Source organism: Pseudomonas sp. BSw22131 (assembly GCF_026810445.1).
In the GTDB taxonomy this organism is placed as follows: Bacteria; Pseudomonadota; Gammaproteobacteria; order Pseudomonadales; family Pseudomonadaceae; genus Aquipseudomonas; species Aquipseudomonas huanghezhanensis.
This window is the reverse complement of record NZ_CP113949.1, coordinates 2,163,969-2,189,656: the sequence shown is the minus strand read 5'-3', so window position 1 is coordinate 2,189,656 and position 25,688 is coordinate 2,163,969. Positions and strand designations below refer to the sequence as shown.

Sequence of the window (25,688 nt, the reverse complement as noted above, 5' to 3'; positions counted from 1 at the left end):
GGTGACGCGAAACAGGCAGCGATGAATCAGCGGGGCAGGTTTTCCGGTATCGGGTGCAGGTCACAATTGCGGCCGGCCTGGGCCACCTGACCAGGCATTTCATGGCCCAGCAGCGCCGGCAAGCGGCGCGAAAGGGTCAGCAGATGCATCAGGTCAATGCCGGTGTCGAGACCCATCTCATCACACAGATTCACCAGGTCTTCGGTGCAGATATTGCCCGACGCGCCGGGTGCGAACGGGCAGCCGCCCAGCCCACCCAACGACGCATCGAAACGCCGCGCACCGGCTTCATATCCCGCCAGCACATTGCTCAGGCCCAACCCGCGGGTGTTGTGAAAATGCAGCGTCAGCGCTGCAGCCGGTACCCGTGTCAGCACCCGCTGAACCAGCCGATGAACCTGACGCGGATTGGCCATGCCGGTGGTGTCCGCCAGCGTTAGGCCGTGCATGCCGAGTTCCAGATAGGCATCGACGATCTGCAGTACGCGGTCTTCATCGATACGGCCCTCGAACGGGCAGCCAAAAGTGGTCGCAATCGAGCCGTTCAGGCTCACTGCAACGCCGTGCGTCAATGCCACCACATCCGCGAAAGCCGCCAGCGATTGCTCGCAGTGCATGCGCATGTTCGCCAGGTTGTGGGTCTGGCTGGCAGACATCACCAGATTCAGTTCATCGGCGCCTGCGGCCAGTGCGCGCTCCGCACCCTTGAGGTTGGGGATCAATGCCACGTAGGTCACGCCCGGCTGACGACGAATGCCCCGGAACACCTCATCACCATCGCGCAACGCCGGAATCGCCTTGGGCGAGACGAACGACCCGGCCTCGATGCGAGAAAATCCTGCCAGCGACAGTTGATCGATCAGTGCAATCTTGTCAGCGGTTTCCACCCATCGCGGCTCGATCTGAAGGCCGTCTCGCGGGGCCACTTCCTGCACGATCAGGCGCTCGGAAAAATCACTGATCATTGCACCACCCCGTCTTTCTTCAGGCGTTCGATGTCGGTGCCGGTCAGGCCCAGACCGCCGAGGACACTGTCGGTGTGCTGGCCAAGGCTTGGGCCTTGCCAGTTCACCTCGCCGGGCGTCTCCGACAGTTTGGGCACGATGCCCGGCATCTTCACCTTCGCGCCGCCCGGCAACTGTGCATCGAGAATCATCCCTCGGGCCTGGTAATGCGGGTCGGCGACGATGTCGGCCACGTTGTAGATCCGCCCGGCGGGCACTTCGGCCTGTTCCAGCGTGCGCAGAACATCGTCGATCGGCAGACTCGACGACCAGGCGCTGATGGCGTCGTCGAGCAAGCCACTTTGCGCAGCACGGCCGTCGTTGTGGGCGAATTCGGGGTTTGTGCCAAGGTCATCACGGCCGATGGCGCTCATCAGGCGTTTGAAAATCGGGTCGCTGTTACCCGCAATGACCACGTAGGCACCGTCGCCCGTCGGGTAGGTATTGGACGGCGCAATGCCGGGCAATGCACCGCCGCTGCGCTCACGCACATGGCCGAGCATGTCGTATTCCGGCACCAGGCTTTCCATCACGTTGAACACGCTTTCAGCCAGCGAGACATCGACGATCTGGCCGTCGCCCTGCCCGGTCTTCACCCGCAACAACGACATCAGCGCACCCATGACAGCGTGCATCGAGGCCAGAGAATCGCCCAGGCTGACGCCGACGCGGGCCGGTGGGGAACCGGGCGTGCCGGTGGTGTAACGGATGCCGCCCATGGCCTCGCCGATAGCACCAAAGCCCGGACGGTCGCGGTACGGGCCGGACTGGCCGTGGCCGGAGATACGCACCAGTGTCAGTTTGGGGTTGATTGCATGCAGGACGTCCCAGCCAAGGCCCAGCTTTTCCAATGCACCGGGACGCAGGTTTTCGATCAGCACATCAGTGCTCTCGGCCAGTTGTTTGACGATGGCGATGCCTTCGGGGGACTTGAGGTTCAGGGCGAGGGATTTCTTGTTGCGCGACTGCAAGTACCACCAGAGGGAGGTGCCTTCGTGCAGTTTTCGCCATTTACGAAGAGGATCACCCTGCCCCATGGATTCGATTTTGATTACTTCAGCGCCGAACTCGGCCAGCAGGCGAGCCGCAAAAGGTGCTGCGATCAGCGTGCCTATTTCAATCACGCGAATGCCGTTCAGGGGGGCAGTCATGGGGCCGTACCTCAGTCTTTCTTGGAATTTGAGCCAAGACTAGGGGACGAAGTGTCAGACAATCCAACCGTCAGTTGGCAATAGGCGTTCGCGAAACGCGAAGACCGGACTCGTTGTTGGCGTCACGCAGATGCTCATACAACAGACGGCTGACCGGCGACAGCGGCTCATGCTCGCGTGTCACCAGGATGAGCGTGCGCTCGGACCACTCGTCTATAAGCGGCACAGCGGTCAGCGCCAATGCTTGTCCGAACAGTTCATACGCTTTGAGCGGCAGCACACCGATCCCCATGTCGGCCTGCACCATGCGACACACGGCATCGAAGCCCGGCACATGAATGCGCAGGCGCAGTGTCTTTCCCACCGCTCTGGCCGCCGCGTGGATGCGCATGTTGATCGAGCTTGCCGCATGCAGCCCAACCTGATCGAAATCCAGAGTCTGGGCAAACGCCACCTGCTCAAGCGTGGCCAGGGGGTGATCACGACGCATCACGACGACCAGCTTGTCACGGCGATACGGCACGCTGATCAGGTCCTGGACGTGGGTATCTTGGGAGCAAATGCCAATATCGGCCACGCCATCGACAATGCCCTGCACCACGCCTTCACTGGGGCGCTCTTCGAGATCGACTTTGACCTGCGCATGGCTGGCAACGAAGTCGTGCAAGTCTTCGGGAAGAAACTGGATGATCGCCGAGAGATTGGCCAGCATCCGCACATAACCGCGCAAGCCCTGGATGTGCTCACCCAGTTCAAGGCCCATCTTTTCGACGTCCATCAGCATGCGCCTGGCGTGATGCAGCAAGGTTTCGCCCGCCGCAGTCAGCAACATGCCCTTGGCACTGCGCATGAACAACGCAATGCCCAGCGCTTGTTCAAGCTCCATCAGCCGCTTGCTCGCCGCCGACACCGCAATGGCCTCGCGCGCCGCTGCGCGGGTTAATGTGCCCTCCTCATGAACGGCAACGAACACTTGCAGGGTGATCAAATCAAGGCGGCGTATGAGGCTTTTTTGCAGCATCGAGGCGCAATCCAGAAAACGGGGTGTGCCAGAGGATAGTGTGATTGGCGACATGGGAGGGGATTGGGTTATCGCGGCCGGACACAGAATCCGTAGGCGCGAATTTATTCGCGAGGCGCCGGGATTGATTCAACCCATGTCGGCGTCTCGCCTGTAGGAGAGCAACGCGAGGCCGCGATGGGGTGCGAAGCGGCCCTGAAACTGCGCCCACGTTGCACCTGAAACACCGCATTCGCTGGTCTTGCTGCCGCTTCGCAGCAGATCGTCAGCAAGCTGAACTCCCACGCCCTCCGGGCAGAATCAAAAGCTTCGCGGGCAAGCCGCGCTCCAACAAGTCGGTATGCACCGCATCGCTTTTGTAGGCGTTGACGAGCCAGCGCGAGGCCGCGATGCGGTTGGTCAGGTGTATCGAATCGCATCCTTCGTGACCTCGTCAGGTTCTACCGGAAGCGTCGTACGGCACATACATCGAGTCAGGACATCCAGCCTACGAAGCGCTTTGACCCTCAGGAAACACCGGCTTGCCCAGGTTCAGCATCAAGCGATTGGCCCAGGCGAAAATCGCGATGGCGTGGATGAGGTCCAGCACGTGTGCATCGTCCAGCCCCTGTTCGCGCAGCGCCTGAATATGCGTGGCGTTGAGCGAGGCAGGTTCGCGCGTCAGGTCGATGGCGAACTGCACGATGGCTTTCTCACGTGACGTGGTGCCCGCCGTTGCTGGGTCCGCGAAGACCTCCTTGATCACGTCATTACGCTTGGCCAGTTGCTCAAACCGTTGCGCATGCACCGAAGCGCAATACACGCAACGATTGATCCGCGAAACCACCGTGCTCGCCAGTTCTCGCTCCGCACGCGACAAACCACCTGGCGCGTACATGATGGCGTTGAAGGCCAGTGAGCGCTGACGAAGGATGTCCGGATGGTGGGCCAGGGTCAGGTAATAATCCGAAGTCTTGGCCTGCGGATGACTCTCCTCCAGCACCGCCACCTGCTCTGCGCTGGCCGTGTTCAGGTCAACCGTCGGCAACCAGGCCTTCCAGCCCAGCACCTGATTGGTGAAACCGTGGCTGTCGATAAGCTCGCTCATTGGGCTGCTCCAGCGGACAGCAACGCGCCCAGCCCGGCGGCCAGACGCATTTGGTAGGAAAGAAACGCAACCAGCTGCGCCAGCACCACGACCTCGGCGGTGCTCAGGCCCATGGCCGTGAACGGATCGACCAGCGCGACGCCCAGCCCCACGCGGGCCATCTGCATGGCGATCAGTGACGTGTTGGTGTCGAGCATGCGCGGCGGCTCGCCCCCGGCGTCCTGAAAGGCTTTGTCGATGCGCCGGCGAAAACGGTACGGGTTGGCCATGGTGATCAGCGTCTGCTGTACCAGCACCTCCATCGAGAGCACGGCGTGCGCCGCCAGTTCCGAGTCGGCCGGCAGCACTGCCACGCATGGCGCTTCGCCGATCCAGTGAATGTCCAGGCCGCGGTGTTCAAGCGGCAGGCTCACTGCGCCCAGGTCCATGGTCTTGCTCAACACCGCCTGCACTACGTTTTCCGGGGACATGCTTTGCAGCTGGATCTGATGCGGGCGCAAGTGTTCAGGCAGCCGCGATAACGCGACAGGCAGCAGCCCGGCCGCCAACGCTGAAATCGCGACCAGTTTGATCTGGCGGTTCTCTTCCTGGGCAATGTGCTGCGCGCGCCGGCGCGGGGCCCGAGATTGCAAGGGCGAAAGTCTACACGCTGGTGGAGCGTATCGCTCAAGGGTGAGATTTGCGCATGGCTGACAACGGGAGTGTGTCTAGAGCGAACCCTGCCCGTGCGAGCGCTGGCATGGAGCCGAAGGCGCCAGAGATGCCTGCGGCGGCACTGTTTTATCACCCGCCTGTCTGTATGCTGCGAAAGCTTTTTATCCATCCGGCTTGTATCAACAGGAGATCAACATGACTCACGCATCTGTCCTCCCCAGCACTGGAAAAACCATCACCTACCGCCGTCCTGACGGCAAAGAAGTCAGCGGTTATCTGGCCAGTCCGGAAAAAACCGAGGGCGCTCCGGCCGTTGTGGTGATTCAGGAATGGTGGGGCTTGAACGACCAGATTCGCGGCGTCGCCGACCGGCTGGCGGCCTCGGGGTATCTGGCGCTGGTGCCTGATCTGTATCGCGGCAAATCCACGGTGGAGGAAGAGGAAGCCCATCACCTGATGGACGCTCTGGACTTCAGCGATGCCGCCAGCCAGGACATTCGCGGCGCCGTTCAATACCTCAATGGCTACACCCCCAAGGTCGCAGTGACCGGGTTCTGCATGGGCGGTGCGCTGACCCTGCTGGCGCTGAATGCGATCCCGGAGATTTCTGCCGGGGTGGTCTGGTACGGCTGCCCGCCACTGGAATACCTGGACGCCAGCGCAATCAAAGCACCGGTTCTGGCGCATTGGGCGACGCAGGATCTGTTCTTCCCGGCAGAAACAGTTGACGCACTGGAAACGAAATTGAGCGAAGGCGGCGTCGATGCCGAGTTCCATCGCTACCTCGCACACCACGCCTTCGCCAACGAAACCGCCGTCGGCTTCGGGCGCATCGCTGCCACCCAGTACGACCCGGTCTGGGCGCAACTGGCGTGGGACCGGACCCTGACGTTCCTCGGCAAACAGCTGTGGAATAGCTGAGTGACCTGAGGCTGAACGGACCTCATCGCGAGCAAGCTCCCTCCCACATGTTCATTGACGACCCTGGATCATGGGCAGGGACTTGCGGCGTCCTCGGGATTTTGCTTCTGCCCGGAGGCTGTAGGAGTGAACTTGTTCGCGATCTGCCGGGCACCGGCAGTAAACCCTGCGCATGCGGTGTTTCAGGTACAACCGAGGCGTCTGGTGTTGGGGCTGCTGCGCAGCCCATCGCGGCCTCGCGGTGCTCGTGCGCTTCTACATTGATTGCGAGCAGATGTAGAGCTTTTTATATCTTTAAAATCAGTTACTTATTTTTTTCAACCGTCCCGTCCACGGGATCGGGCGGCACGTCGCCGTCCTGGCTGGTGTCGATGCTGACAACCACGGACATGCCCGGCCGCAAGCGATCAACGTCGGTCTGGTCGTCATCCACGGTAATTCGCACAGGGATGCGCTGGGCTATCTTCACAAAGTTGCCGGTGGCGTTGTCGGCTGGCAACAGGCTGAACTCCGATCCGGCAGCCGGCGAAATCCGCTGCACGCGACCGTGCATCTTGCGGTTTTCAAGCGCATCGACGGTGAACGTCACCGGCTGACCCAAACGCACATTGGCCATCTGGGTTTCCTTCATGTTGGCGATGATCCAGCGCGGACGCGGCACCACCGCCATCAACTGCGCACCGGTGTTGACGTAAGCGCCCAACCGGACGCTGATCTGCCCCAACTGACCGTCTCGCGGCGCGGTGATGCGCGTATTGCTCAAATCAATACGAGCCAGCTCGATTGCCGCCTCGGCGTTTTGCACGGAAGCCTCCAGCGAACCACGATTGACGATGACGGTCTGCAGGTCCTGGCGAGAAATCTCGAGCGTCGCCCTGGCCTCCGCCACGGCAGCCTTGGCCTGTGCATCGGCGGCACGCGTCACGCCGAGTTCGCTCTTGGAAACCGAACCGTCACTGATCAGCAAACTATTGCGCTTAAAGTCGGCGGCTGCCTTCTGGCCCTGAGCGATGGCACTCTCCACCGCTGCCTGGCGTTGCAGAATCGTCGCTTCGGCACTGCGCCGTTGTTGCATATTGTTGGCCAGCGCGGCCTTTTGCATGCCCAACTGCGCCAAACCCTGATCCAGACGTTGCTGATAGATGCGGTCGTCGATGCGCACCAGCAGATCACCCTGCTTGACCCATTGATAATCCTGCACCGGGACTTCGTAGACGTAGCCACTCAATTGCGGCCCGATGAACGTGGTCTGCCCGCGCACCAGCGCATTTTCCGTGCTCTCGATGGGGCTGCTGAACGGCGGCAGTTGCCACGCGTAAAGCACGATCAAAATACCGGCAAGGGCAATGCCGCCAAACAGGATCGACGACACCAGCCGGACCCGCGCCGAACGTGGCTTGTTGGTTGCCGGCATCGCCGCTGGCGCAGGTGGAGGCCCTTGCGAGGCCTGGGCGGTGGACGTTTCAGCATTGCCTGACGGCGACGTGGTCGGTTCGGTCATGAAGGTTGGGCGCCATTGGGTTGAGCAGCAGATGTCGGTAAGTTCGGGGTAAAGGGTGCAACGGGTTCAGTGGTCATCCAGAGCCATATGGCGCGGGTACTGATCCAGATCATCGTCAGCACGGCAATCACCGCAATCAGCATGAATACGTCGTTGTAGGCCAACACATTGGCCTCACGGGTGGCGATGGCGGCCAGCGAGCGAATGCCCTGACTGTTCTGCGCAGCCAGGTCGGTCAGCGCAGACGTGTAAGCCCCGCTGGCGCTTTGCAAACGCGACTGCATGAGCGGATTGAGCAGCGAGAGGTGCTCGACGATGTGGCTGGAATGAAATTTTTCCCGTACCACCTGGAACGTACCGAGCAACGAGGAGCCGATCAGGCCGCCGACGCTCTGGGTGATCCCGAACAGCACCGAGAAACTGACCATGTTGCGCGGATTGCCGATCACCCCGCTGATGCCCAGCAACAAAGTCGGCCCCAGAAAGAAAGTGCCCCCGAACGCCAGCAGGAACTGGCTGAAATACATGTTCGACTGCCGGGTCAGGCTGGTCGAGAAGCTGTCCATCAGCGAACCTGTGGCCATGAACGCCAACGCGATGATCAGCGGCAGCAACAGGTGCTGCGGGTTGATGGTCAACGCACTGACCAGCAACCCGGCCACGCTGCCCAGCAGCATGAACAAATACAGCGTGTGCAGTTGCTCGCTGCCCATGTTGAGGTTTTGCAGAAACCCCACTGCACCTGTGGCCTGCTCGGACAGCACGATGCGCGACAGAATCACCCCCAGCGCCAGGCGCACAATGCGGCCGCTGCCCAACCATCGCGTGATCAGCAGCGGGCGCTGGCGATTGTGCTCAATGGCAAGCCCCGCCGCGATCAGCGCGATTGAGCCGGCCAGCGCCATGCCTATCCACGGCGCCTCGAACCACCATTCGATGCGCCCCAGTGACAGGGCTGCGCAGAGCAGTGCAAAGCCTGTGGCCAGCAATGCGAAGGTCAGAAAATCCAGCGGCTCGAAGGCCTTGAAACGGTCGCCGGGCGGCAACTTCAGCGTCAGCACGCAGCCAAGCGACAGCAGGCACATACCCAACTCAAACAAGTACAACCCGCGCCATTCAGCGATTTCCAACAGGTCTTCAGACACCAGCCTCGCCAGCGGAATCGCCAATTGAGCGGTGCCCAGTCCCAGGACCAGCGCCTTCATCCGCCACTTCTGCGGGAAGGCCTGGATCATGTAATACAGCCCGAGCGAACTCAACGCAGCGCCCACCATGCCGTGTGCCGCACGCACTGCAATGGCTGAGTTGAGATCGTTGACGAACAAATGAGCGAAGGTCACCAGGGCGTAGAGCACCAAAAACACTTCGGTGAACGCACGCAGCCCGAATTGTTGCCGAAACTTCACCAGCAGCAGGTTCATCGACACGTTGGTCATGACATAAGCGGCCGGCAGCCAGGCGATTTCCGCCTGCGTGGCGCCGAGCGGACCTTGCAGATAAGGCAGGTTGGCGACCACCAGCGCATTGCCCAGGCCACCCGTAAGTGCAACGATAACCCCGACGAGCGCAAACGCCAGACGCTTGGGCGTGGGATGCAACGGAGTCGAGGGAGACCCCGGCAACGTCGGTCGCTCGTGGGGCGCCCAGTCGTGGGGCTTGTACTTGTCGCTCATTGAGCAGCCCTGACGAATTCGTTTCTGAGACCTTCAGCGGGACGATAATACTCACGAACGCACGGCATCTCATTAAGTTAGCGTGAGGCGGTGCAGGCGATGCTGCTGTGGCGCATGCAATTGAGCGTAGTAAATAGTGGCAACTTGGGTGCCTACTGATTGAGTGCCTGCTGACCCTGAATTCAGGCGCATTGACGTTCATCCTCGCCGACACCCGACCGGGTCGCTTGGCTGTACTAGTCTCCACTGTTCATTTCGCCTACCCCCAACGAAGGTTTACTGCTATGAAAACGCCAGGCCCCGATCATCCAATCACCATCACCCCGCTCAACCGTGAGGTCAGCGTGCTGTTCAATGGCACGCTCGTGGCCAAGAGCAGCAACGCGCTGCAACTCAACGAGGCCAGCTACCCGCCGGCTATCTACCTGCCCCGTTCAGATATTTCGATTGAACATTACGAAAAGACCACGCATCAAAGCCATTGCCCGTACAAAGGCGACGCCGGTTATTTCAGCTTGAGCGCCGGTGGTGAAACCGCAGCAAACGCGGTCTGGACGTACGAAAACGCTTATCCAGCCGTGAAGGCAATCGAGGGCCATGTGGCCTTTTACACCAACAAGGTATCCATCCAGATTGATTAAAAACGGCGGGCAATCGCACAGCGATGTCGAGCGCTTGATCCGTTTCACTACTCGACCTCCGGGCCGGGGCGCCTGTTTGACGAGCGCTCCGGCCCGGTCATGACAAATCGCAGGAACCCGTACCGCCTGGCTGCGTGACTCAGCCCACCAGGCGTCGGCAAACTCCGGAGAATGACCCGATGACGCGCCAATCCCGCCAGCTACGCGATGCACCCGCCAGTCTTGAACTCTGCAAACGCTATCAAGGCGTGCGCAGCCGGACTGAAGGTCTTGTCGCGCCGCTCAGCCCCGAAGACATGGTCGTACAGTCGATGCCCGACGCCAGCCCGGCGAAATGGCACATTGCACACACCACCTGGTTCTTTGAAACCTTCCTGCTTATGCCCAATCTGGCTGGCTATACGCAGTTCGACCCGACGTTCAACTACCTTTTCAACTCCTACTATGAAGCGGTCGGTCCACGTCAGCCTCGTCCGCAACGAGGTCTGATGACACGCCCGGCAGTTGACCATGTGCTGGCGTACCGCAAACACGTGGACCAGCACATGGAAACATTGCTGACGGACGGCGTGTCGCAAGCGCTCACCAGCTTGATTGAGCTGGGTCTGGCGCATGAGGAGCAGCATCAGGAACTGTTGTTGATGGACATCCTGCATCTGTTCAGCGTGTCGTCGTTGAAGCCTGCTTATGATCCGCAATGGCCGGCTGATTTGCCTGGCCGCCGCGGCCAGTTCAAACCGCTGGCGGGTGGACTGACCGAGATCGGTCATGGCAGCGAAACCTTTGCTTTCGACAACGAAGGGCCGCGCCACAGCACCTACCTGCAGCCTTTCGAGATCAGTGATCGACTGGTCACCAATGGCGAATGGATGAGCTTCATCGCCGATGGCGGCTATCACACGGCAGCACTGTGGCTGTCCGAAGGCTGGTCGCTGATTCAGGAAAACGGCTGGAACTCGCCCCTTTACTGGCAGCACGACGACAGCGGCTGGACGCGCATGAGCCTGCGCGGACTGGAGGCTATTGACCTGGCGGCACCCGTCACGCACATCAGCTATTACGAAGCCGCCGCCTACGCCAACTGGGCTGGCGCCCGGTTGCCCACTGAAGCGGAGTGGGAAGCCGCCGCACGCGCAGGTCTGCTTGAGCAAGTGGATGACGTAGCGTGGCAATGGACCCACAGCGCGTACAGCGCTTATCCCGGTTTTCAGCCATCGGTGGGAGCGGTTGGTGAATACAACGGCAAGTTCATGATCAACCAGATGGTGTTGCGCGGCGGCGCCAGCGTCACCTCGCCCCAACACTGTCGTGTGACTTACCGCAACTTTTTCCATGCCGACAAGCGCTGGGTGGTATCGGGGTTGCGTCTGGCCCGTGACAGCCGTCAGCCGGGGGTCGTCAATCCCAATGACAGTGAATTCGCACGGGATGTGATCGCGGGCCTTACAGCCAAAGACAAAAATCTTTCGCCCAAGTATTTCTACGACGCAGCCGGGTCTGACCTGTTCGAGGCGATCTGCGAAACCGCTGAGTACTACCCGACGCGCGCTGAAACCGGATTACTGAAAAACACCGCTGCGCAGATTGCAGCCTCGATCCCCGAGGGGGCCGCGCTGGTGGAATTTGGCAGCGGCGCCAGCGAGAAGACCCGACTGGTATTGGACGCCGCGCCGCACATTGCGGTGTACGTCCCCATCGATATCAGTGCGACGGCATTAAACAAAGCGGCGGTGGCATTGCGTCAGCGTTACCCCGGACTGGTTGTCGCGCCGCAAGTGGACGACTTCACCCGCGTGCTGACGCTGCCCAAAGAGGCGGACGGCCATACCCGTGTCGGTTTCTTCCCAGGGTCGACCATCGGCAATTTCACTCACGAGCAGGCCGTTGAGTTTCTGCACTCCGCGCACGATGTGTTGGGCGCGAAGGCGCACTTTATTGTCGGCGTCGACTTGGTAAAAGAGCCCGCCACGCTGGTGGCAGCCTATGACGATGCCGAAGGCGTGACCGCGCGCTTCAACAAAAACCTGCTGACACGCATCAACCGCGAGTTGAACGCAAACTTCAACGTCGACGCGTTCGAGCACTTGGCGCGATGGAATGCCGAGCAGGAGTGCATGGAAATGCACTTGGTGAGCCAGGTTGAACAGGTGGTCAAGGTTGCCGGGCACAGCTTTCACTTCGCCGAGGGTGAATGCCTGCACACCGAGAACTCCCACAAGTTCACGGTCGAGTCATTCACCGCCCTCGCCGCCCGCGGCGGGTGGAGCGTCAGCGAGCACTGGATCAGCGAAGACCCGCAGGTCGCGTTGTTCAGCTTGCAGGCGTAAGTGGCTGCTGCGGTGCGTCAGACAAGACGCATCGCAGCCGTCGTGATCTGCGATCAAGCAACTGATAGGTCAATGACATTTGTGCATGCAAAAATCCCTTCGTCTGCCCGCAATCAAGATAGGAGCCCACGCTCCTGCGGCCTTCGGCCAGAATCAAAATACGAGGCGCGCTTCTACGGCCTCCGGCCAGAATCAAAAAGATCAGCGAATTGCCCCCGTTTGCTGCGCGACAGCGCGGCGCCCTGGCGACGGGGGAAGCGCCAACCCAGATCACGCCAACAGCGATTTGCGAACACCCGTATGTTTATGCACAGCATTGATGCAGGATTGCTCATTGTCATTTGCAAATTTGCGCTGTTAGCATCCATCCCGAAGCTCACGCAAGACGGTTCAACCGAACCGCTTTGTAAGCGCAAAAATAAAAAGCCACAGGGAGTCAGTGATGACGGCACAGGTAGCATCGGCCCAACCTGTAATTCAGCAGTCCACCACCTGCCACACCGTACTGGCCGAAGTACGCAACCACATCGGGCACCTCACCCTTAACCGACCGCACGCTCTGAACGTGATTGATCTGGCCATGGTCAGGCATCTGCGCGAGCAGCTTGATGCGTGGGCCAGCGACGACGACGTGTACGCGGTGGTATTGCGAGGCGCAGGGGAAAAGGCGTTCTGCGCAGGCGGTGATATCCGGGCGCTTTACGACAGCTTCAACAACCAGCAAACGCTGCATCAGGACTTCTTCGCCGAGGAGTACGCCCTGGCCCTCGCCCTGCACCACTACCGCAAACCCGTGCTGGCCTTGATGGATGGACTGGTGCTCGGTGGCGGTATGGGTCTGGCCCAGGCCGTTGATCTGCGGGTGGTGACCGAACATAGCCGGCTGGCGATGCCCGAGGTCGCCATCGGCTATTTCCCTGATGTCGGCGGCAGTTACTTTCTGCCGCGACTGCCCGGCGAGCTGGGTATTTACCTGGGCGTGACAGGGGTGCAGATTCAGGCGGCAGACGCGCTGTATTGCGGCCTGGCGGACTGGTACGTGCAACGCCAGAACCTTGCTTTGCTCGACAAGCAGCTGGACACCATGGCCTGGCACGCCAACCCTTTGAAAGACCTGCAAGGGCAACTCGCAAAGCTGGGCAGTCAGCATCTTCCCGACCCTCCCCTTGCAACCCTGCGCCCTGCCATCGACCACTTCTTCGCCTTGCCGGACATCCCGAGCATCATCGAACAACTGCGCGCCGTCACGGTTGCCGACAGCCACCGATGGGCGATGTCCACCGCTGACCTGATGCAAACACACTCACCGCTGGCCATGGCCGTCACGCTGGAGCTACTGCGACGCGGCCGACGCCTTCCCCTGCTGGCCTGTTTCGAGCTGGAGCTGCATCTGGATCGCCAGTGGTTCGAACGCGGCAACCTGATCGAAGGCGTGCGCGCATTGATCATCGACAAAGACAAGAAACCGCACTGGAATCCCGCCCACGTAGACGCGGTAGATGCGCTGCACGTGGCCACTTTCTTCAGCGGTCATGAGGCCTGATATGAACGACCTGGAACTCAACGAAGAACACGTCATGATCCGTGACATGGCGCGCGACTTTGCCAAAAACGAAATCGCCCCTCATGCGCAAGCCTGGGAAAAAGCCGGCTGGATCGACGATGGTGTGGTGACCAAGCTGGGCGAGCTTGGCTTGCTGGGCATGATCGTTCCCGAACAATGGGGCGGCACTTATATCGATTACGTGGCCTACGCGCTCGCGGTCGAAGAAATTTCCGCTGGCGATGCCGCGCTCGGCACATTGATGAGCGTGCACAGTTCCGTCGGCTGCGGTCCCGTGCTCAACTACGGCAGTGACGCGCAAAAACAGCAATGGCTGGCCAGACTGGCAAGCGGACAGGCCATCGGCTGCTTCTGCCTGACCGAACCGCAAGCCGGCTCCGAGGCGCATAACTTGCGCACCCGTGCCGAGTTGCAGGGTGACGAATGGGTGATCAATGGGGCCAAGCAGTTCGTCAGCAACGGCAAGCGCGCGCAACTGGCGATTGTCTTTGCAGTGACGGACCCGGAGTTGGGCAAAAAAGGCATTTCAGCCTTCCTCGTGCCGACCGATAACGCCGGTTACGTCGTTGATCGCATGGAGCACAAGATGGGCATCCGTGCCTCGGACACGTGCGCAGTGACCCTGAATAATTGCCGGATACCCGCCGACAATCTGCTCGGCGAACGCGGTAAGGGCTTGTCTATCGCCCTTTCCAACCTGGAAGGCGGACGCATTGGCATTGCCGCGCAGGCATTGGGCATCGCCCGCGCTGCGTTTGAAGCGGCGTTGGGTTACGCCCGCGAACGGGTGCAGTTCGACAAGCCGATCATTGAGCACCAGAGCGTCTCCAACATGCTGGCCGACATGCACACGCGCATCAGTGCCACGCGCCTGTTGACCCTGCACGCCGCCCGTTTGCGCACGGCGGGCAAACCCTGCCTGTCCGAGGCTTCACAGGCCAAACTGTTCGCCTCGGAAATGGCCGAATGGGTGTGCTCCAAAGCGGTACAGATTCATGGCGGCTACGGCTATCTGGAGGATTACCCGGTGGAGCGTTATTACCGGGACGCACGGATCACGCAGATTTACGAAGGCTCCAGCGAAATCCAGCGCCTGCTGATCGCCCGCGAACTGCGGCACTACAGCCTCTGAGCGTGTCGAGAGTCGGGCCGGCTCGTGCAAAGCACGTGCAAGCCCGCCTCGCGGACGGATCAGCTGAACCGCGTACGCCCCAGCAACGTCATTAACAGCGAGACTGAGTCGGCGTTTTTCATGATGAGCTTCCAGCGGATCTGCTCATCAGCCAGAAACGTATCGCGGGCTTCCTCCAGGTCCATTGCCTTGGTAGTGTCCAAAATGGTTTTAAGGGCCTTGCCGTCCTCCTCGCTCAAATCGCTCCAGACCCCGTTCTTGAGCACTTGAAAAAGCCTGTTCCTGGGCGTTCGGTGAGACAGGCTCATCCCCCGTATATCAGTGATACCCGCCTTGATTAATGCCCCGTTCAACGTGGAGCCTTGCAACAGGTCCACAAACGGTGCCGTGGATTCAACGTACGCAATGTCCTGCGTATTAAGAGCAAGGTGCGAAAGTTCGTGGATCAGGATGGTTGCCCGATAGTGGGCACCGGCCTCGAACCCCTCGGTCTGCGCAGTGCTGGCAAGGCTAAAGGCCGGCGCGTGGAAGAACCGCTCGGTCAGGAAAATGCGCCGTTTGGGGTCCGCCTTTACGGTGAATCCGAGGGTGTACTCAAAGCCAGGTTTATTGATGCCGACCACAAAACGCTCGGATGACCATGGCGACAGTGAGGCGTCGAGCACTTGGTCAAACAGTGCCTTGGCTGAGTTTTGCAGCTCAAGGTGCAGCGCCGGGTTGACCGTGGTCACTTCGAAGAAATCTTTGATGAGGGTCTGCGCTCGGCTGTCCAGAGCGGTGCTGGTGTCAGGGAAATTCAGGTTATCCAGCGCGTTCTCCAGATACCGCTTGGCGTGCAGATGGGCCTGTCCGATGCGTCGCGCGTCGTCGCGACTGAGCGCACGAATCTCTTCCATGCCCTGCGCCTGAGTGATAAACACTTCGGCCACATTGGCGTCAGCCCGCGACGCTTTAATCCGGCTAATGACCGGACCGCCACCAACTAGCCCCCATTTGACATCCAGTTCCCACTGTTGCCGAGTATTCAGGCGCAAGGTCGGCCCGCTGGCTCGGGTGTGGTCGCCTACAACCCGCCAGCTGCCCCCGACCTGCCGAACCTTAAACACTTTGCCGCCTACCGATGCATAAAGTTTGTTCGGGGTGTTGCCCAGATAAAGGTTGAGCAACGGATCCTTCTGCAGCGCCTGCAACTCGATATCGTTGACTTCAAAGGCGCGCAGGCGCGCTTTCAAGTCGGCTGACAGTTCGCCGTTGCCCCATGAAAAATCCAGCGCCTGCCCGCCCTCTGGTTCGGGCGACTCTTGCAGCTCGTCGCCTTTAATTTCCCTCAGGTCCAGGGCCTCAGCTTCTTCTTCGCGAGCGGTGCGCTGGGAAAGCAACATCGCCAACCCCGCACCAAACTCCGAAATGGCCTTGCCCCAGCGTTCTGCCGTGGCAGAGGAAAAAGACGACTTGAACCACGACTGGCTGTGCCACGCGGCCACCAGCATGCCGAGCCTGCCGGGAAGGAAGGTCAGCACCTGCTCGCCTGTCAGGGTCAACAGGTAGGTAAAGGATGCCCAATCGGATTGTGCGGTGGTCACCGTCTGGTTCTTCGCCAGATTCTTCATGGCACGCAGCGTGTCCTCAAAAAAGAACAACTTGGCGTTACCCTTGACCAACGCCCGGCTGAGCGTTGGGGGCAAAGGAACGTCCGCCGGTAATTCCAGAGGCGGGATGATACCGGTGGGCAAATGAGCCCCATGGAAGCCCCCAAAGTCGTAACGGGCTCTGGCTTGCGGGCTCAGACGTTGTAAAACCAGGTTTTGCAGGCCGGTATCTTTGTGCAGATCCGCCATCAAGGCGGCTTCACTGGCGTATTCCTTAAAGCAGAAGTCTTCGTGAAAGATGACCTGCAATACCAATGGTCCTTGATCGGGATCATCGGGACCAAACAGATACATCCCGGTCGCCAAATCAGCGTCCATGCCCGGTGCTGCGATCAGTGCGAATGGCCGAAGGTCAACGCGCACACCCTGCACTGGACTTCGCGCCAGTCCGTCCGGCATTTCGATGACTCGCTCGACAAACCACCACGCCCTTTCGCTGAGTACACCCTGAAGCTTGAGCTCGAACGCCATCTCAAGCGTCTGCGCCGGGTACTGCCAGCAGAACCGAGCGTATCGTTCAGCGTAATCAGGCGATTGGGTGCTCAACTTTTCTTCCAGCACCTTCTGGAAATTACCACCCACATCGAGCTTGCGCGCAAGTTGGTTCAGGTACGGCGCAGTCAACACACTGATGACGCTTCGGGGGTCAGTCGTAGAAACAGACAGGGAAAAGCTCTTGTCAGCGCCCAAGTGGTTGAGCACAAAGTCGGTCAGTGTTTCTTCGTAGGCTTCTGTTGCAGCCGCAATCCCCAACGGGCTATTGGCGCCCATGACACCCGGCGTCACGTATCGCAAATGCTTAACCAGAATGTCGTCCGGCTCAATTCGCTGCCCGGGGAAGTCAGCCGCTAGCTGGCTGACCAGCATTTCTTTTGCGAAATCCTTTAGTTGGGGAATATTGAACAAAAAATCCTGATCCGGACTTCCGACCCTTAAATACAGATCCAGGAGTTCGCAGTAGATCGTCAGATCAAGATTTGATGCCTTGGTCAGCCAATCGGGAAACGAGGCACTGAGCAGCAGATACTCCAGGCTGAGCGTGAAGGCGTCTAGCGTTGCAGTGGCAACGTTCTGAGTCTCGGCACTCCGACAAATCGCTATAAACGCCTTGCTGTCGAGTTTTCGACGTGTGGCGAAAAAATAAGCCGCCTCAATGGACAGATACTGACGATGTTCCTCGGCGCGCTGCAGGTGCTCGATGAAAGGCGTCTGGATGACTTGAGTCTGCAGACGGACGCCCGGGGAGGCTGGCTGCTGTAGCCACACGCTGATCAACTGCGCATCCTGCTCTGAAAGCAAGGCCCGCAAGCGCACGTTTTGTTCCGGCTTACGCAGCCAACGATTCAGGTGATCCGTCAACTGAGCCAACGAGCTGTACATCCGAAGCCCTTTGATCGCCGACCAGAACACCAACGGCCCTTCAGCGTGCGCCGGTCGATGGAACACAAACACATTGGTCAGTACCACGGCGTTCTGCCTGGGGTCGTGTTCGATACTCACGCTCGATACCTGAACTCGCTGATTGCCCAACGCCGAACGCATCGATTGAGCTGGCCGATCCAGCAGCTGTTGCAGCATGTCGAGCGCATCGGGACCGAACTTTTCGAGGTGCTTCTCCACGGCCAGTTCCAAGCGCAACTGGCGCATGCGGATGTCGCAGCTCAGTTGACCCAGCTCGGTCTGACGGTCGCCTTCACGCACGACGCTCCGGTGAGCTTCGCGGATCTGTTTGAGGTAACTTTCCTGGAATTGCCCATGAGCGCGTTTGATCAATCGATTGAGGGTCAAGCGCTGCATCGAGGCGTTGAAGTATCCGGATGCCGAGACGTAGGAGGGCACGAACACCTGCGTTCCGACCGGAATGTCCACCAGTCTCGCGCCAGAGACACGCGCAAGCAGCCAATCCACCAGGCTGATGCTGACGTGTGGCTCATCAGCCTTATCAACCGGCAGCCGCAGCTGCATATCCCGAGCATCAAATCGCCCGTCAGCGAACACACACAGCTGTGCATTGAGCAACCTGCGAGCGCACGCTTCAATCCCCGGGCGGCTGGTGCGTACGTGCAGCAGATCTGCCTCCAGCGTTTGCAGCTGCGACACCCACGTGTCCTCGTGCTTGCTGACCGAGTCAACGGACGTCGAGGTCGGGCTAACCACCTGCTTTGCGACCGCGACGCTCGGTTCGGGGGTGGACGACTGATGGATAGCATTTGCATCCAGAGAGGAAGGCACGAATAAACGCGGGCTTTCGCGCCAACGGCCGCTGTCGTTACGCGCATGCAGGCGCGAATCCAGCAATCGTCGAACGTCCAGTGCATCGTCGACCATTACCTGCGCTTCGTGTCGATCGCGGTAGCCACGGGCCAGAGCGAAGTTGAGGTTGCGTTGCTGAAAAACGATGATGCCGTCCACAAGGCTGGACGCCAGATCGCCCTCATGGGCGTCGTAAGACTCGTACGCCAAGTCAAGCCAGCCGCTCCAGGTGGCCAACGCATGATCATTGAATGACAGGTGCCTGAATAAAAACCCGCGACCTGCCCAAGTGCTGACGTGCACCCGCAATGCGTTGCGGTCGTCAAAACGCCGCAGCCCGGTCTCAGCCGAGAACAGCCACACGCCTTTATCCTGCAAGTCGACGAACTCGACGGTAAACATGCCCACTAGCTTGATCGGTTCCTGCCCGGGGAACATCGCTGCCAGCTTGCTGATCCTCGTGACCCCTTGGTCAGTGCGAGCCGCACGGCCTGGCAACAAGGTCCGCAGGTCAGCGAACTGTCGAGCCGTGAGATTGCCGTTGGCTTTGTTGTCCAGCAGCGATTGGCGCAACGATTCGGCGAGCGCCAGTATGGCTTTGTCTCTGCGCAAAGTTGTGGGGCCGCGCCACCAGGTTTGCAGTGTGCGTTCGAACACGCGTGGCAAGGTGTCCTTCACGCCACTGAGTGCGTCGCGATAGGGTTTGGACCAAATGGCATCAAGGGTTTCGCCGTTGCCATCCAGGAAGACAAACGACTGATCTGCCGCCAAAGCCTTGCCGGCGTAAGTATCAAGCGCAGCATCGAGCAAGCTGCACGTGCCGACGATCTCGGTGGTGGTTGAACCGTCGGCAGCGGTGCCCTGCTTTGCAATCTGCAAACACACCCAACCGATATCCAAGGGCACGTCGGGTGACGAGCGCTCCACGGTGTTTTGCAGCAACTCAGTCATGGCACTGCGCAGTGTCGGCAGCGCTTGGATCTGCTGGAAGACGGCGTTCACCGCGTCGACCTGCACATCGACAATGGCGCACGTCCACGACTCGAACACGGGAGAGTCCAGACGCTCGGCTTCGAGCTCTGACAATGCCTGGCTGGAGGAATAATTGCGCTCCTCCAAATATTGGAGAAGGGATTGGCGGTTATCGAACGGCTCAAGGCCGTTCAGCAGTGTGTACAGGTAAACCTGAGGCTCACTGTTGTTTTCACGGCTGATCAGCAACGCTTCTGGCAGTTCGCTGCCGGCGAACTCGCTGGACGCGCTTGTCAGTCGATCCACACGCGGCGTATCGGCCTGTGATTGATCATCGGTGTCATCCACCAGGGTTTGAAGCCAGCGGCGCTGGTCTTCGCTGATACGCCGCGACGACGCAACAGCGGCTAAATCCGCCGCGAAGGCAACTTTAAGCAGGTCAGGGTCAAAATAGGGGGTGAGGGGACGATTCATACTCGGTTCCTTTTGAACCGTGCCCAGAACGAATGGACAGGCACGGATCAAAAAGACTGAATACGAAACGTCACGCAGATTGAGTTACATATTGCTCGCGACGGCTTTTTTACGAGGATCTACAGCGAGATAGGTTTGCGTCCTGCAAACGAGTGAGCAAGCGTGCCGCCATCGACCAGCTCAAGCTCGCCGCCCAGCGGTACACCGTGGGCAATGCGCGAGGCGATCAGGCCTTTTTTGTTCAGTAACTGAGCAATGTAATGGGCGGTGGCTTCGCCTTCGACTGTCGGGTTGGTGGCAAGGATCACTTCAGCGAAGGTGCCTTGCTCTTCAATTCGCGCCAGCAGCAAGGGGATACCAATGGCTTCAGGGCCCAGACCGTCCAGCGGCGACAAATGCCCTTTGAGCACGAAGTAGCGCCCTCGATAACCGGTCTGCTCAACCGCGTAAACGTCCATCGGACCTTCGACCACACACAGCAGAGAATCATCCCGACGCGGGTCGGAGCACTGTGGACACAGATCATCCTCAGTAAGGGTGCGGCATTGGCGGCAATGCCCTACCCCCTCCATTGCCTGACTCAGCGCCTGCGCCAGACGCGTGCCGCCGCTGCGGTCGCGCTCAAGCATCTGCAAAGCCATGCGCTGGGCGGTTTTCTGGCCAACGCCGGGTAAGGTGCGCAGTGCGTCGATCAACTGACGGATCAGGGGGCTGAAGCTCATGGGGCCAAGCTCATCACGGAAAGCTCCGACAAGAAAACGAGACGCGGTTTATACCCGCGCCCCCGGGCAGCGTCAATTGAGGGTCACGAGACCTTGACCACCAACTTGCCGAAATTTTTGCCTTCGAGCATGCCGATGAACGCATCCGGTGCGTTTTCCAGGCCGTTCACCACATCTTCACGGAATTTGACTTTGCCGTCCTTGACCAGCGGCACCATAGCCTGCATGAACTCGTCGAGACGATCGGAATACTCTTCAAACACGATGAAGCCCTGAATGCGTGCGCGCTTGGTCAGCAACGTGCGCATCAACAGCGGCAGCTTGTCCGTGCCTTCCGGCAGACTCTGGGCGTTGTACTGCGCAATCACGCCGCACAACGGAATACGCGCGTGTTGGTTGAGCAACGGCAGTACGGCTTCAAACACCTTGCCGCCGACCAGTTCGAAGTAGACATCGATACCGCTCGGGCACGCTTCAGTCAGTTGCTCGGCGAAATGTTCGCTCTTGTGGTCGATGCAGGCATCAAAACCCAGCTCGTCCATCACATAACGGCACTTGTCGACACCGCCCGCGATACCCACCACACGCAGGCCGTGCAGCTTGGCAATTTGCCCGACCACCGATCCGACGGCGCCCGACGCTGCTGCCACCACCAGGGTTTCGCCTGCTTTCGGCTGACCAATGTGCATCAGCCCCATGTAACCGGTGATGCCGGGCATACCGAGCACACCAACCGCCATCGAAGGGCTTGACAGGTCTTTGGGCACGGCCATCAGGTTTTTGCCATCAGACACGCTGTGGGTCTGCCAGCCGGTCTGGCCGACCACCAGATCGCCTTCCTTGAAGTCCGGATTGCGCGACTGCTCGACCACGCTGACAGCGCCCCCCTCCATCACGCCGTCGACTTCAACGGGCGGTGCATAGGACGGGGCGTCGCTCATGCGGCCGCGCATATAGGGGTCGAGGGACAGGTAAAGGGTGCGCAATTGCACCTGGCCGTCCTGCAACTCCGGCAAGGCTTCGCGCTCCAGGCGGAAATTCTCCGGCGTCGGTGCGCCCTGTGGACGGGAGGCAAGTACGACACGCTGATTGAGGATCAAGTCTTGAGGCATTGGAATGCGGCTCCTTGATGAAATGAACGGGTATGAAGAGCAGACCGTACTGGCACCGAGGCGTTCGGTCGGATGAGGCACGACATACTGTTAAAGTCAGGGGCAGCCTTCAAACCTCAACTTCCTGCAAAAAGCAGATAAAAAAAATGCCAGGCGCATGGCCTGGCATTCGGTTGCAACCTTAGCGCCGTATCAGAACGGCAGCTTCATGCCTGGCGGCAGCTGCATGCCAGCGGTCATGCTGGCGGTTTTTTCCTGGCTGGCCGCGTCGATCTTGCGCACGGCGTCGTTGACGGCGGCGGCGATCAGGTCTTCAAGGATTTCCTTGTCTTCCTGCATCAGGCTGTCGTCAAGGCTCACGCGTTTGACGTCGTGACGACCGGTCATGACGATGGTCACCAGGCCTGCGCCCGATTGGCCGGTCACTTCGGCATTGGCCAGTTCTTCCTGCATCTTGGCCATTTTTTCCTGCATTTGCTGCGCCTGCTTCATCAGGCCAGCCATGCCACCTTTCATCATGGGAGTACTCCTCGAGAGTCGATGGGGTCATTGCGGGACGCTAAACAGCTTAGCGCCTCACGGTCATTAATGGGTCTGTGTTACCGGTGCATCAACCGGGGCAATCGTATCGTCCCGGATGACGGCGCCAAACTGTTGCAGCATCTGCTGGATGAACGGATCTGCCTGAATGGAGGCCTCGGCCTGCCGCTGCCGATCGGCCCGACGTCGCGCACCGGCCTGGGCGGGAGTTTCCTGTTCAGGCTTGATCAGCTCGATACTCAGATTGAGCGTGCGCTCGTGAAATTGGTTCAGCGCATCGTTCAGACGGCGTTGCTGGGTCGCATTGAACAAGGCGCTGTGGGCCGGATCGAGGTGCAACAGCCACTGATCGCCGTCCACCGAGACCAGCGTGCAGTTGGCGGCGATGCTCGCGGTCATGCCGGACACCGGAAGCTTGGGAAACAGCTCCAGCCACTCAAACGCCAACCCTGTGGCCGGCATCGCGGCCGGTAAAGGTTCGGGCTCGGCCTCGACCGCTTCAACGGTCTCGACGGCTTCGTGGGCCAGATCATCCAGGTACGCATAGGACGCCGGATCGATGTCCACGTCCGGCTCGTAATAATCGTCATCCGGCGGCGGCTCGTCGTCGCGGTCCATCGGCGCTGGCACGTAAGGCACCGCATCGGGCAGGGCCTCTAGCATGCCCGGGCTGACGGCCTCTACCGCGGCTTGCAACTGCTCGGGCGAATCGATTTCAGGTGCGTCCGGCACCGGGCTTGCGGGGGCTGGTGCAGGCATCGGGGTCAGATCGGGTTGTTCGGCAACGGTGTCGAGCACAGGCCCGGGCACGGTTTGCGCAGGCTGCGGCGCGGCGTCCACGGGTGCTGATGGCTCGTCTGCCTGCTCGTGCGCCTGATGGGCCGGCGCTTGCGATGGGGTTTGTGCATCAGGCGTCGTGGCGCTGGCAGCCGGGCTAGCCTTGGCCGCGTTCCACGGCAGGTCGAGGTCATCTTCCGGCGCGGAGGCGGCGTGAACAGGTGCAGCTTGCGCAACGGCCGGGGCTGGCGCGGTTATCAGAGCGGGGGGTACGACGGCCGTTGAGGCGGTCGGCGCCGACGCAACAGATGTCGCACCGGCCACCGCTTTTTGGGAATCAACCGTGGCCGGGCTGATCCCCACTGACTTTAGTGTCTGCCTCGGCGCATCGTCATTGTCGGCCGGACGGAACGCCAGCATGCGCAACAGGACCATCTCGAAACCGCCTCGCGGATCCGGGGCCAGCGGTAGATCGCGACGGCCAATCAGGCCCATCTGGTAATAAAACTGCACGTCTTCGGCAGGCAGCGCCTGAGCGAGCGCCAATACCCGGTCACGATCTCCATGGCCGTTGTCGACACCTTCCGGCAGCGCCTGGGCGATGGCTACACGGTGAAGCACGTTGAGAATCTCCGACAGCACGCCATTCCAGTCCGGGCCTTGCTCGGCCAGATGCCGCACCGCTTCGAGCAGACTGCGCGCGTCGCCGTCGATCAGGGCGGTCAGTACGTCAAACACCTGGCCGTGATCCAGCGTGCCCAGCATGGCGCGCACATCGGCGGCCATGACTTTGCCTTCGCCAAACGCAATTGCCTGATCGGTGAGGCTCATGGCATCGCGCATGGAGCCGTCGGCCGCACGCCCGAGCAACCAGAGCGCGTCGTCTTCGAACGGCACGTTCTCGACGCCCAGCACATGGGTCAAATGCTCGACGACGCGCTCAGGCGTCATGTTTTTCAGGGAGAACTGCAGGCAACGCGAGAGGATGGTCGCCGGCAGTTTTTGCGGGTCGGTGGTTGCCAGGATGAACTTGACGTACGGCGGCGGCTCTTCGAGGGTCTTGAGCAGCGCGTTGAAGGAGTGGCTGGAAAGCATGTGCACTTCGTCGATCAGGTAGACCTTGAAGCGTCCGCGACTGGGCGCGTACTGCACGTTGTCCAGCAGCTCACGGGTGTCTTCGACCTTGGTCCGGCTGGCGGCGTCGATCTCGATCAGGTCGACAAAACGCCCCTCATCGATTTCGCGGCACACCGAGCACTCTCCGCAGGGTGTTGAAGTGATACCGGTCTCGCAGTTCAGGCACTTGGCAATGATACGTGCGACGGTGGTCTTGCCGACGCCGCGTGTCCCCGTAAACAGGTAGGCGTGGTGCAGGCGCTGGCTGTCCAGTGCGTTGATCAGGGCCTTGAGCACATGGGTCTGGCCGACCATTTCGCGGAACGAGCGCGGACGCCATTTACGTGCAAGAACCTGATAACTCATCGAAAACCGTCGCGACTGGGAAGCGGAGGAGCGCAATGCTAGCGGAGCAGCACTAAAATTGCATCCGATGTACGTGGTTAAGTCCTTTATATAACTACGCTGAGGCTGGTATCAAAACGCTACACAGCCCCGTTACACTGACCCGCTGCACTACGTTGCTCACCTTGAGGGTCCCGGATGCGTGTGTTGGTTATAAGCGCCCTGCTGCTGACAAGCGCTTCTGCGCAGGCAGGCGCGCCGCCCTTGCGTTTCTCGGTATCAGACAGCTGGTCGATGCCGCTGATGCAGGTTGGCCGTGATGGCCCGACCTCCGGCATTTTGTTCGACATCATGGAAAGCCTGTCGCGCCAGGTTGGCCAGACCGCGGAGTATCGCGTCTATCCACGGCTGCGCCTGCAAGCGGCGCTCGAACGCGGCGATGTGGATGTGCGCTGTTATGCGGCGCAATCCTGGCTGCCGGACATGTCGGGCGATTACACCTGGAGCCTGCCGCTGCTCAATCAGCGCAATGTGCTGATCAGCACCTCGTGGAACTCGGGGAGCGTTCAACTGAGTGACATCCTGGGTGATCACATTGGCACCGTGCTGGGTTATTCGTACCCGACGCTGGACTCGCTGTTCGAGCGTGGGGAGCTCATCCGCGAGGATTCCCGGCTTCAAGAGCAAGTGTTGCAGAAGCTTGCCGCGCATCGCTTTCGCTATGCCGTGGAGACCCAATGGTCACTCGACTGGTACAACCGCAGCCGCAGTGATCGCGACAAGTTGGCGGTGGTGGGGGTTATCGATGAGCAACCGGTCGGGTGCATCGTGCGCAACGACCCGGACGTCCCCGCGCAACGCATCATGCGCACGCTGTTACGGATGAAGATGTCGGGTGAAATCGAGCGGATCGTCGACCGTTACAACACTGTGTCCGGCAACCCTGCCGAGCCGCAATGATCCTGCGCACCCCCCGCCACTCACAAGGGACGCACGCCGTTGTAGCATTACCGTCACATTGCATCGCTAGGCTCCGCCGACATAACTCGTAA

General features: G+C 60.2%; 18 protein-coding genes. 6 read left to right on the top strand and 12 right to left on the bottom strand.

All coding sequences use genetic code 11. The features are described from left to right. Positions 1-26 precede the first annotated feature (26 nt). The 5 genes from OYW20_RS09825 to OYW20_RS09805 form a co-directional block, all read right to left on the bottom strand. Entirely contained in the window at positions 27-965 is a 939-nt protein-coding gene (locus OYW20_RS09825) for a hydroxymethylglutaryl-CoA lyase (protein ID WP_268800486.1), read from the bottom strand. Further along, entirely contained in the window at positions 962-2,155 is a 1,194-nt protein-coding gene (locus tag OYW20_RS09820; RefSeq protein ID WP_268800485.1) for a CaiB/BaiF CoA transferase family protein, read from the bottom strand. The genes OYW20_RS09825 and OYW20_RS09820 overlap by 4 nt, the downstream gene beginning before the upstream one ends. Positions 2,156-2,225: 70 nt before the next feature. Next, positions 2,226-3,176 carry a LysR family transcriptional regulator gene (locus OYW20_RS09815; protein ID WP_268800484.1) on the bottom strand — a complete coding sequence of 317 codons (951 nt, stop codon included), beginning with the start codon at positions 3,174-3,176 and terminating at the stop codon, positions 2,226-2,228. Between the two features lie 487 nt (positions 3,177-3,663). Next, positions 3,664-4,263, bottom strand: coding sequence for a peroxidase-related enzyme (locus OYW20_RS09810; protein WP_268800483.1), 600 nt, complete (start codon positions 4,261-4,263; stop codon positions 3,664-3,666). Next, on the bottom strand, positions 4,260-4,895 hold the full coding sequence (locus tag OYW20_RS09805; protein WP_408005485.1) for a LysR substrate-binding domain-containing protein: 636 nt from the start codon (positions 4,893-4,895) through the stop codon (positions 4,260-4,262). The genes OYW20_RS09810 and OYW20_RS09805 overlap by 4 nt, the downstream gene beginning before the upstream one ends. A 217-nt stretch (positions 4,896-5,112) precedes the next feature. On the opposite strand from OYW20_RS09805, the gene OYW20_RS09800 reads away from it, so the two are divergent. After that, entirely contained in the window at positions 5,113-5,838 is a 726-nt protein-coding gene (locus OYW20_RS09800) for a dienelactone hydrolase family protein (protein ID WP_268800482.1), read from the top strand. 304 nt (positions 5,839-6,142) lie between these two features. Here OYW20_RS09800 and OYW20_RS09795 read toward each other — a convergent pair whose 3' ends face one another. Both OYW20_RS09795 and OYW20_RS09790 read right to left on the bottom strand, forming a co-directional pair. Further along, positions 6,143-7,252, bottom strand: coding sequence for an HlyD family secretion protein (locus tag OYW20_RS09795; protein WP_408005506.1), 1,110 nt, complete (start codon positions 7,250-7,252; stop codon positions 6,143-6,145). Between the two features lie 83 nt (positions 7,253-7,335). Beyond that, positions 7,336-9,012, bottom strand: coding sequence for an MFS transporter (locus tag OYW20_RS09790; RefSeq protein ID WP_268800480.1), 1,677 nt, complete (start codon positions 9,010-9,012; stop codon positions 7,336-7,338). A gap of 284 nt (positions 9,013-9,296) precedes the next feature. On the opposite strand from OYW20_RS09790, the gene OYW20_RS09785 reads away from it, so the two are divergent. The 4 genes from OYW20_RS09785 to OYW20_RS09770 all read left to right on the top strand — a co-directional run bounded on the left by OYW20_RS09785 (position 9,297) and on the right by OYW20_RS09770 (position 14,676). Then, the gene (locus tag OYW20_RS09785) at positions 9,297-9,653 is read left to right on the top strand and encodes a DUF427 domain-containing protein (protein WP_268800479.1); all 357 of its coding nucleotides are present in this window, start codon (positions 9,297-9,299) and stop codon (positions 9,651-9,653) included. A 179-nt stretch (positions 9,654-9,832) separates the two neighbouring features. Further along, on the top strand, positions 9,833-11,980 hold the full coding sequence (gene egtB, locus OYW20_RS09780) for an ergothioneine biosynthesis protein EgtB (RefSeq protein WP_268800478.1): 2,148 nt from the start codon (positions 9,833-9,835) through the stop codon (positions 11,978-11,980). Positions 11,981-12,422: 442 nt separating this feature from the next. After that, the gene (locus OYW20_RS09775; RefSeq protein ID WP_268800477.1) at positions 12,423-13,523 is read left to right on the top strand and encodes an enoyl-CoA hydratase/isomerase family protein; all 1,101 of its coding nucleotides are present in this window, start codon (positions 12,423-12,425) and stop codon (positions 13,521-13,523) included. 1 nt (position 13,524) lies between these two features. Continuing rightward, the gene (locus tag OYW20_RS09770; protein WP_268800476.1) at positions 13,525-14,676 is read left to right on the top strand and encodes an acyl-CoA dehydrogenase family protein; all 1,152 of its coding nucleotides are present in this window, start codon (positions 13,525-13,527) and stop codon (positions 14,674-14,676) included. Positions 14,677-14,735: 59 nt separating this feature from the next. Here the strand turns inward: OYW20_RS09770 and OYW20_RS09765 are convergent, their stop codons facing one another. The 5 genes from OYW20_RS09765 to dnaX form a co-directional block, all read right to left on the bottom strand. Continuing rightward, the gene (locus tag OYW20_RS09765; protein WP_268800475.1) at positions 14,736-20,024 is read right to left on the bottom strand and encodes a dermonecrotic toxin domain-containing protein; all 5,289 of its coding nucleotides are present in this window, start codon (positions 20,022-20,024) and stop codon (positions 14,736-14,738) included. Between the two features lie 119 nt (positions 20,025-20,143). Then, on the bottom strand, positions 20,144-20,746 hold the full coding sequence (recR, locus tag OYW20_RS09760) for a recombination mediator RecR (RefSeq protein WP_268800474.1): 603 nt from the start codon (positions 20,744-20,746) through the stop codon (positions 20,144-20,146). 83 nt (positions 20,747-20,829) lie between these two features. Beyond that, positions 20,830-21,858: an NADP-dependent oxidoreductase gene (locus tag OYW20_RS09755; protein WP_268800473.1), complete on the bottom strand. Its 1,029-nt coding sequence runs from the start codon at positions 21,856-21,858 to the stop codon at positions 20,830-20,832. 192 nt (positions 21,859-22,050) lie between these two features. Continuing rightward, entirely contained in the window at positions 22,051-22,377 is a 327-nt protein-coding gene (locus OYW20_RS09750; protein WP_268800472.1) for a YbaB/EbfC family nucleoid-associated protein, read from the bottom strand. Positions 22,378-22,443: 66 nt separating this feature from the next. Further along, a complete protein-coding gene (gene dnaX, locus OYW20_RS09745) occupies positions 22,444-24,657 on the bottom strand; it encodes a DNA polymerase III subunit gamma/tau (RefSeq protein ID WP_268800471.1) in 2,214 nt (737 codons plus the stop codon). Between the two features lie 177 nt (positions 24,658-24,834). Here dnaX and OYW20_RS09740 point away from each other — a divergent pair, with 177 nt between their 5' ends. Continuing rightward, positions 24,835-25,596 (top strand): substrate-binding periplasmic protein, encoded by a 762-nt coding sequence (locus tag OYW20_RS09740; protein ID WP_268800470.1) that lies wholly within the window; start codon positions 24,835-24,837, stop codon positions 25,594-25,596. Positions 25,597-25,688: the final 92 nt, after the last annotated feature.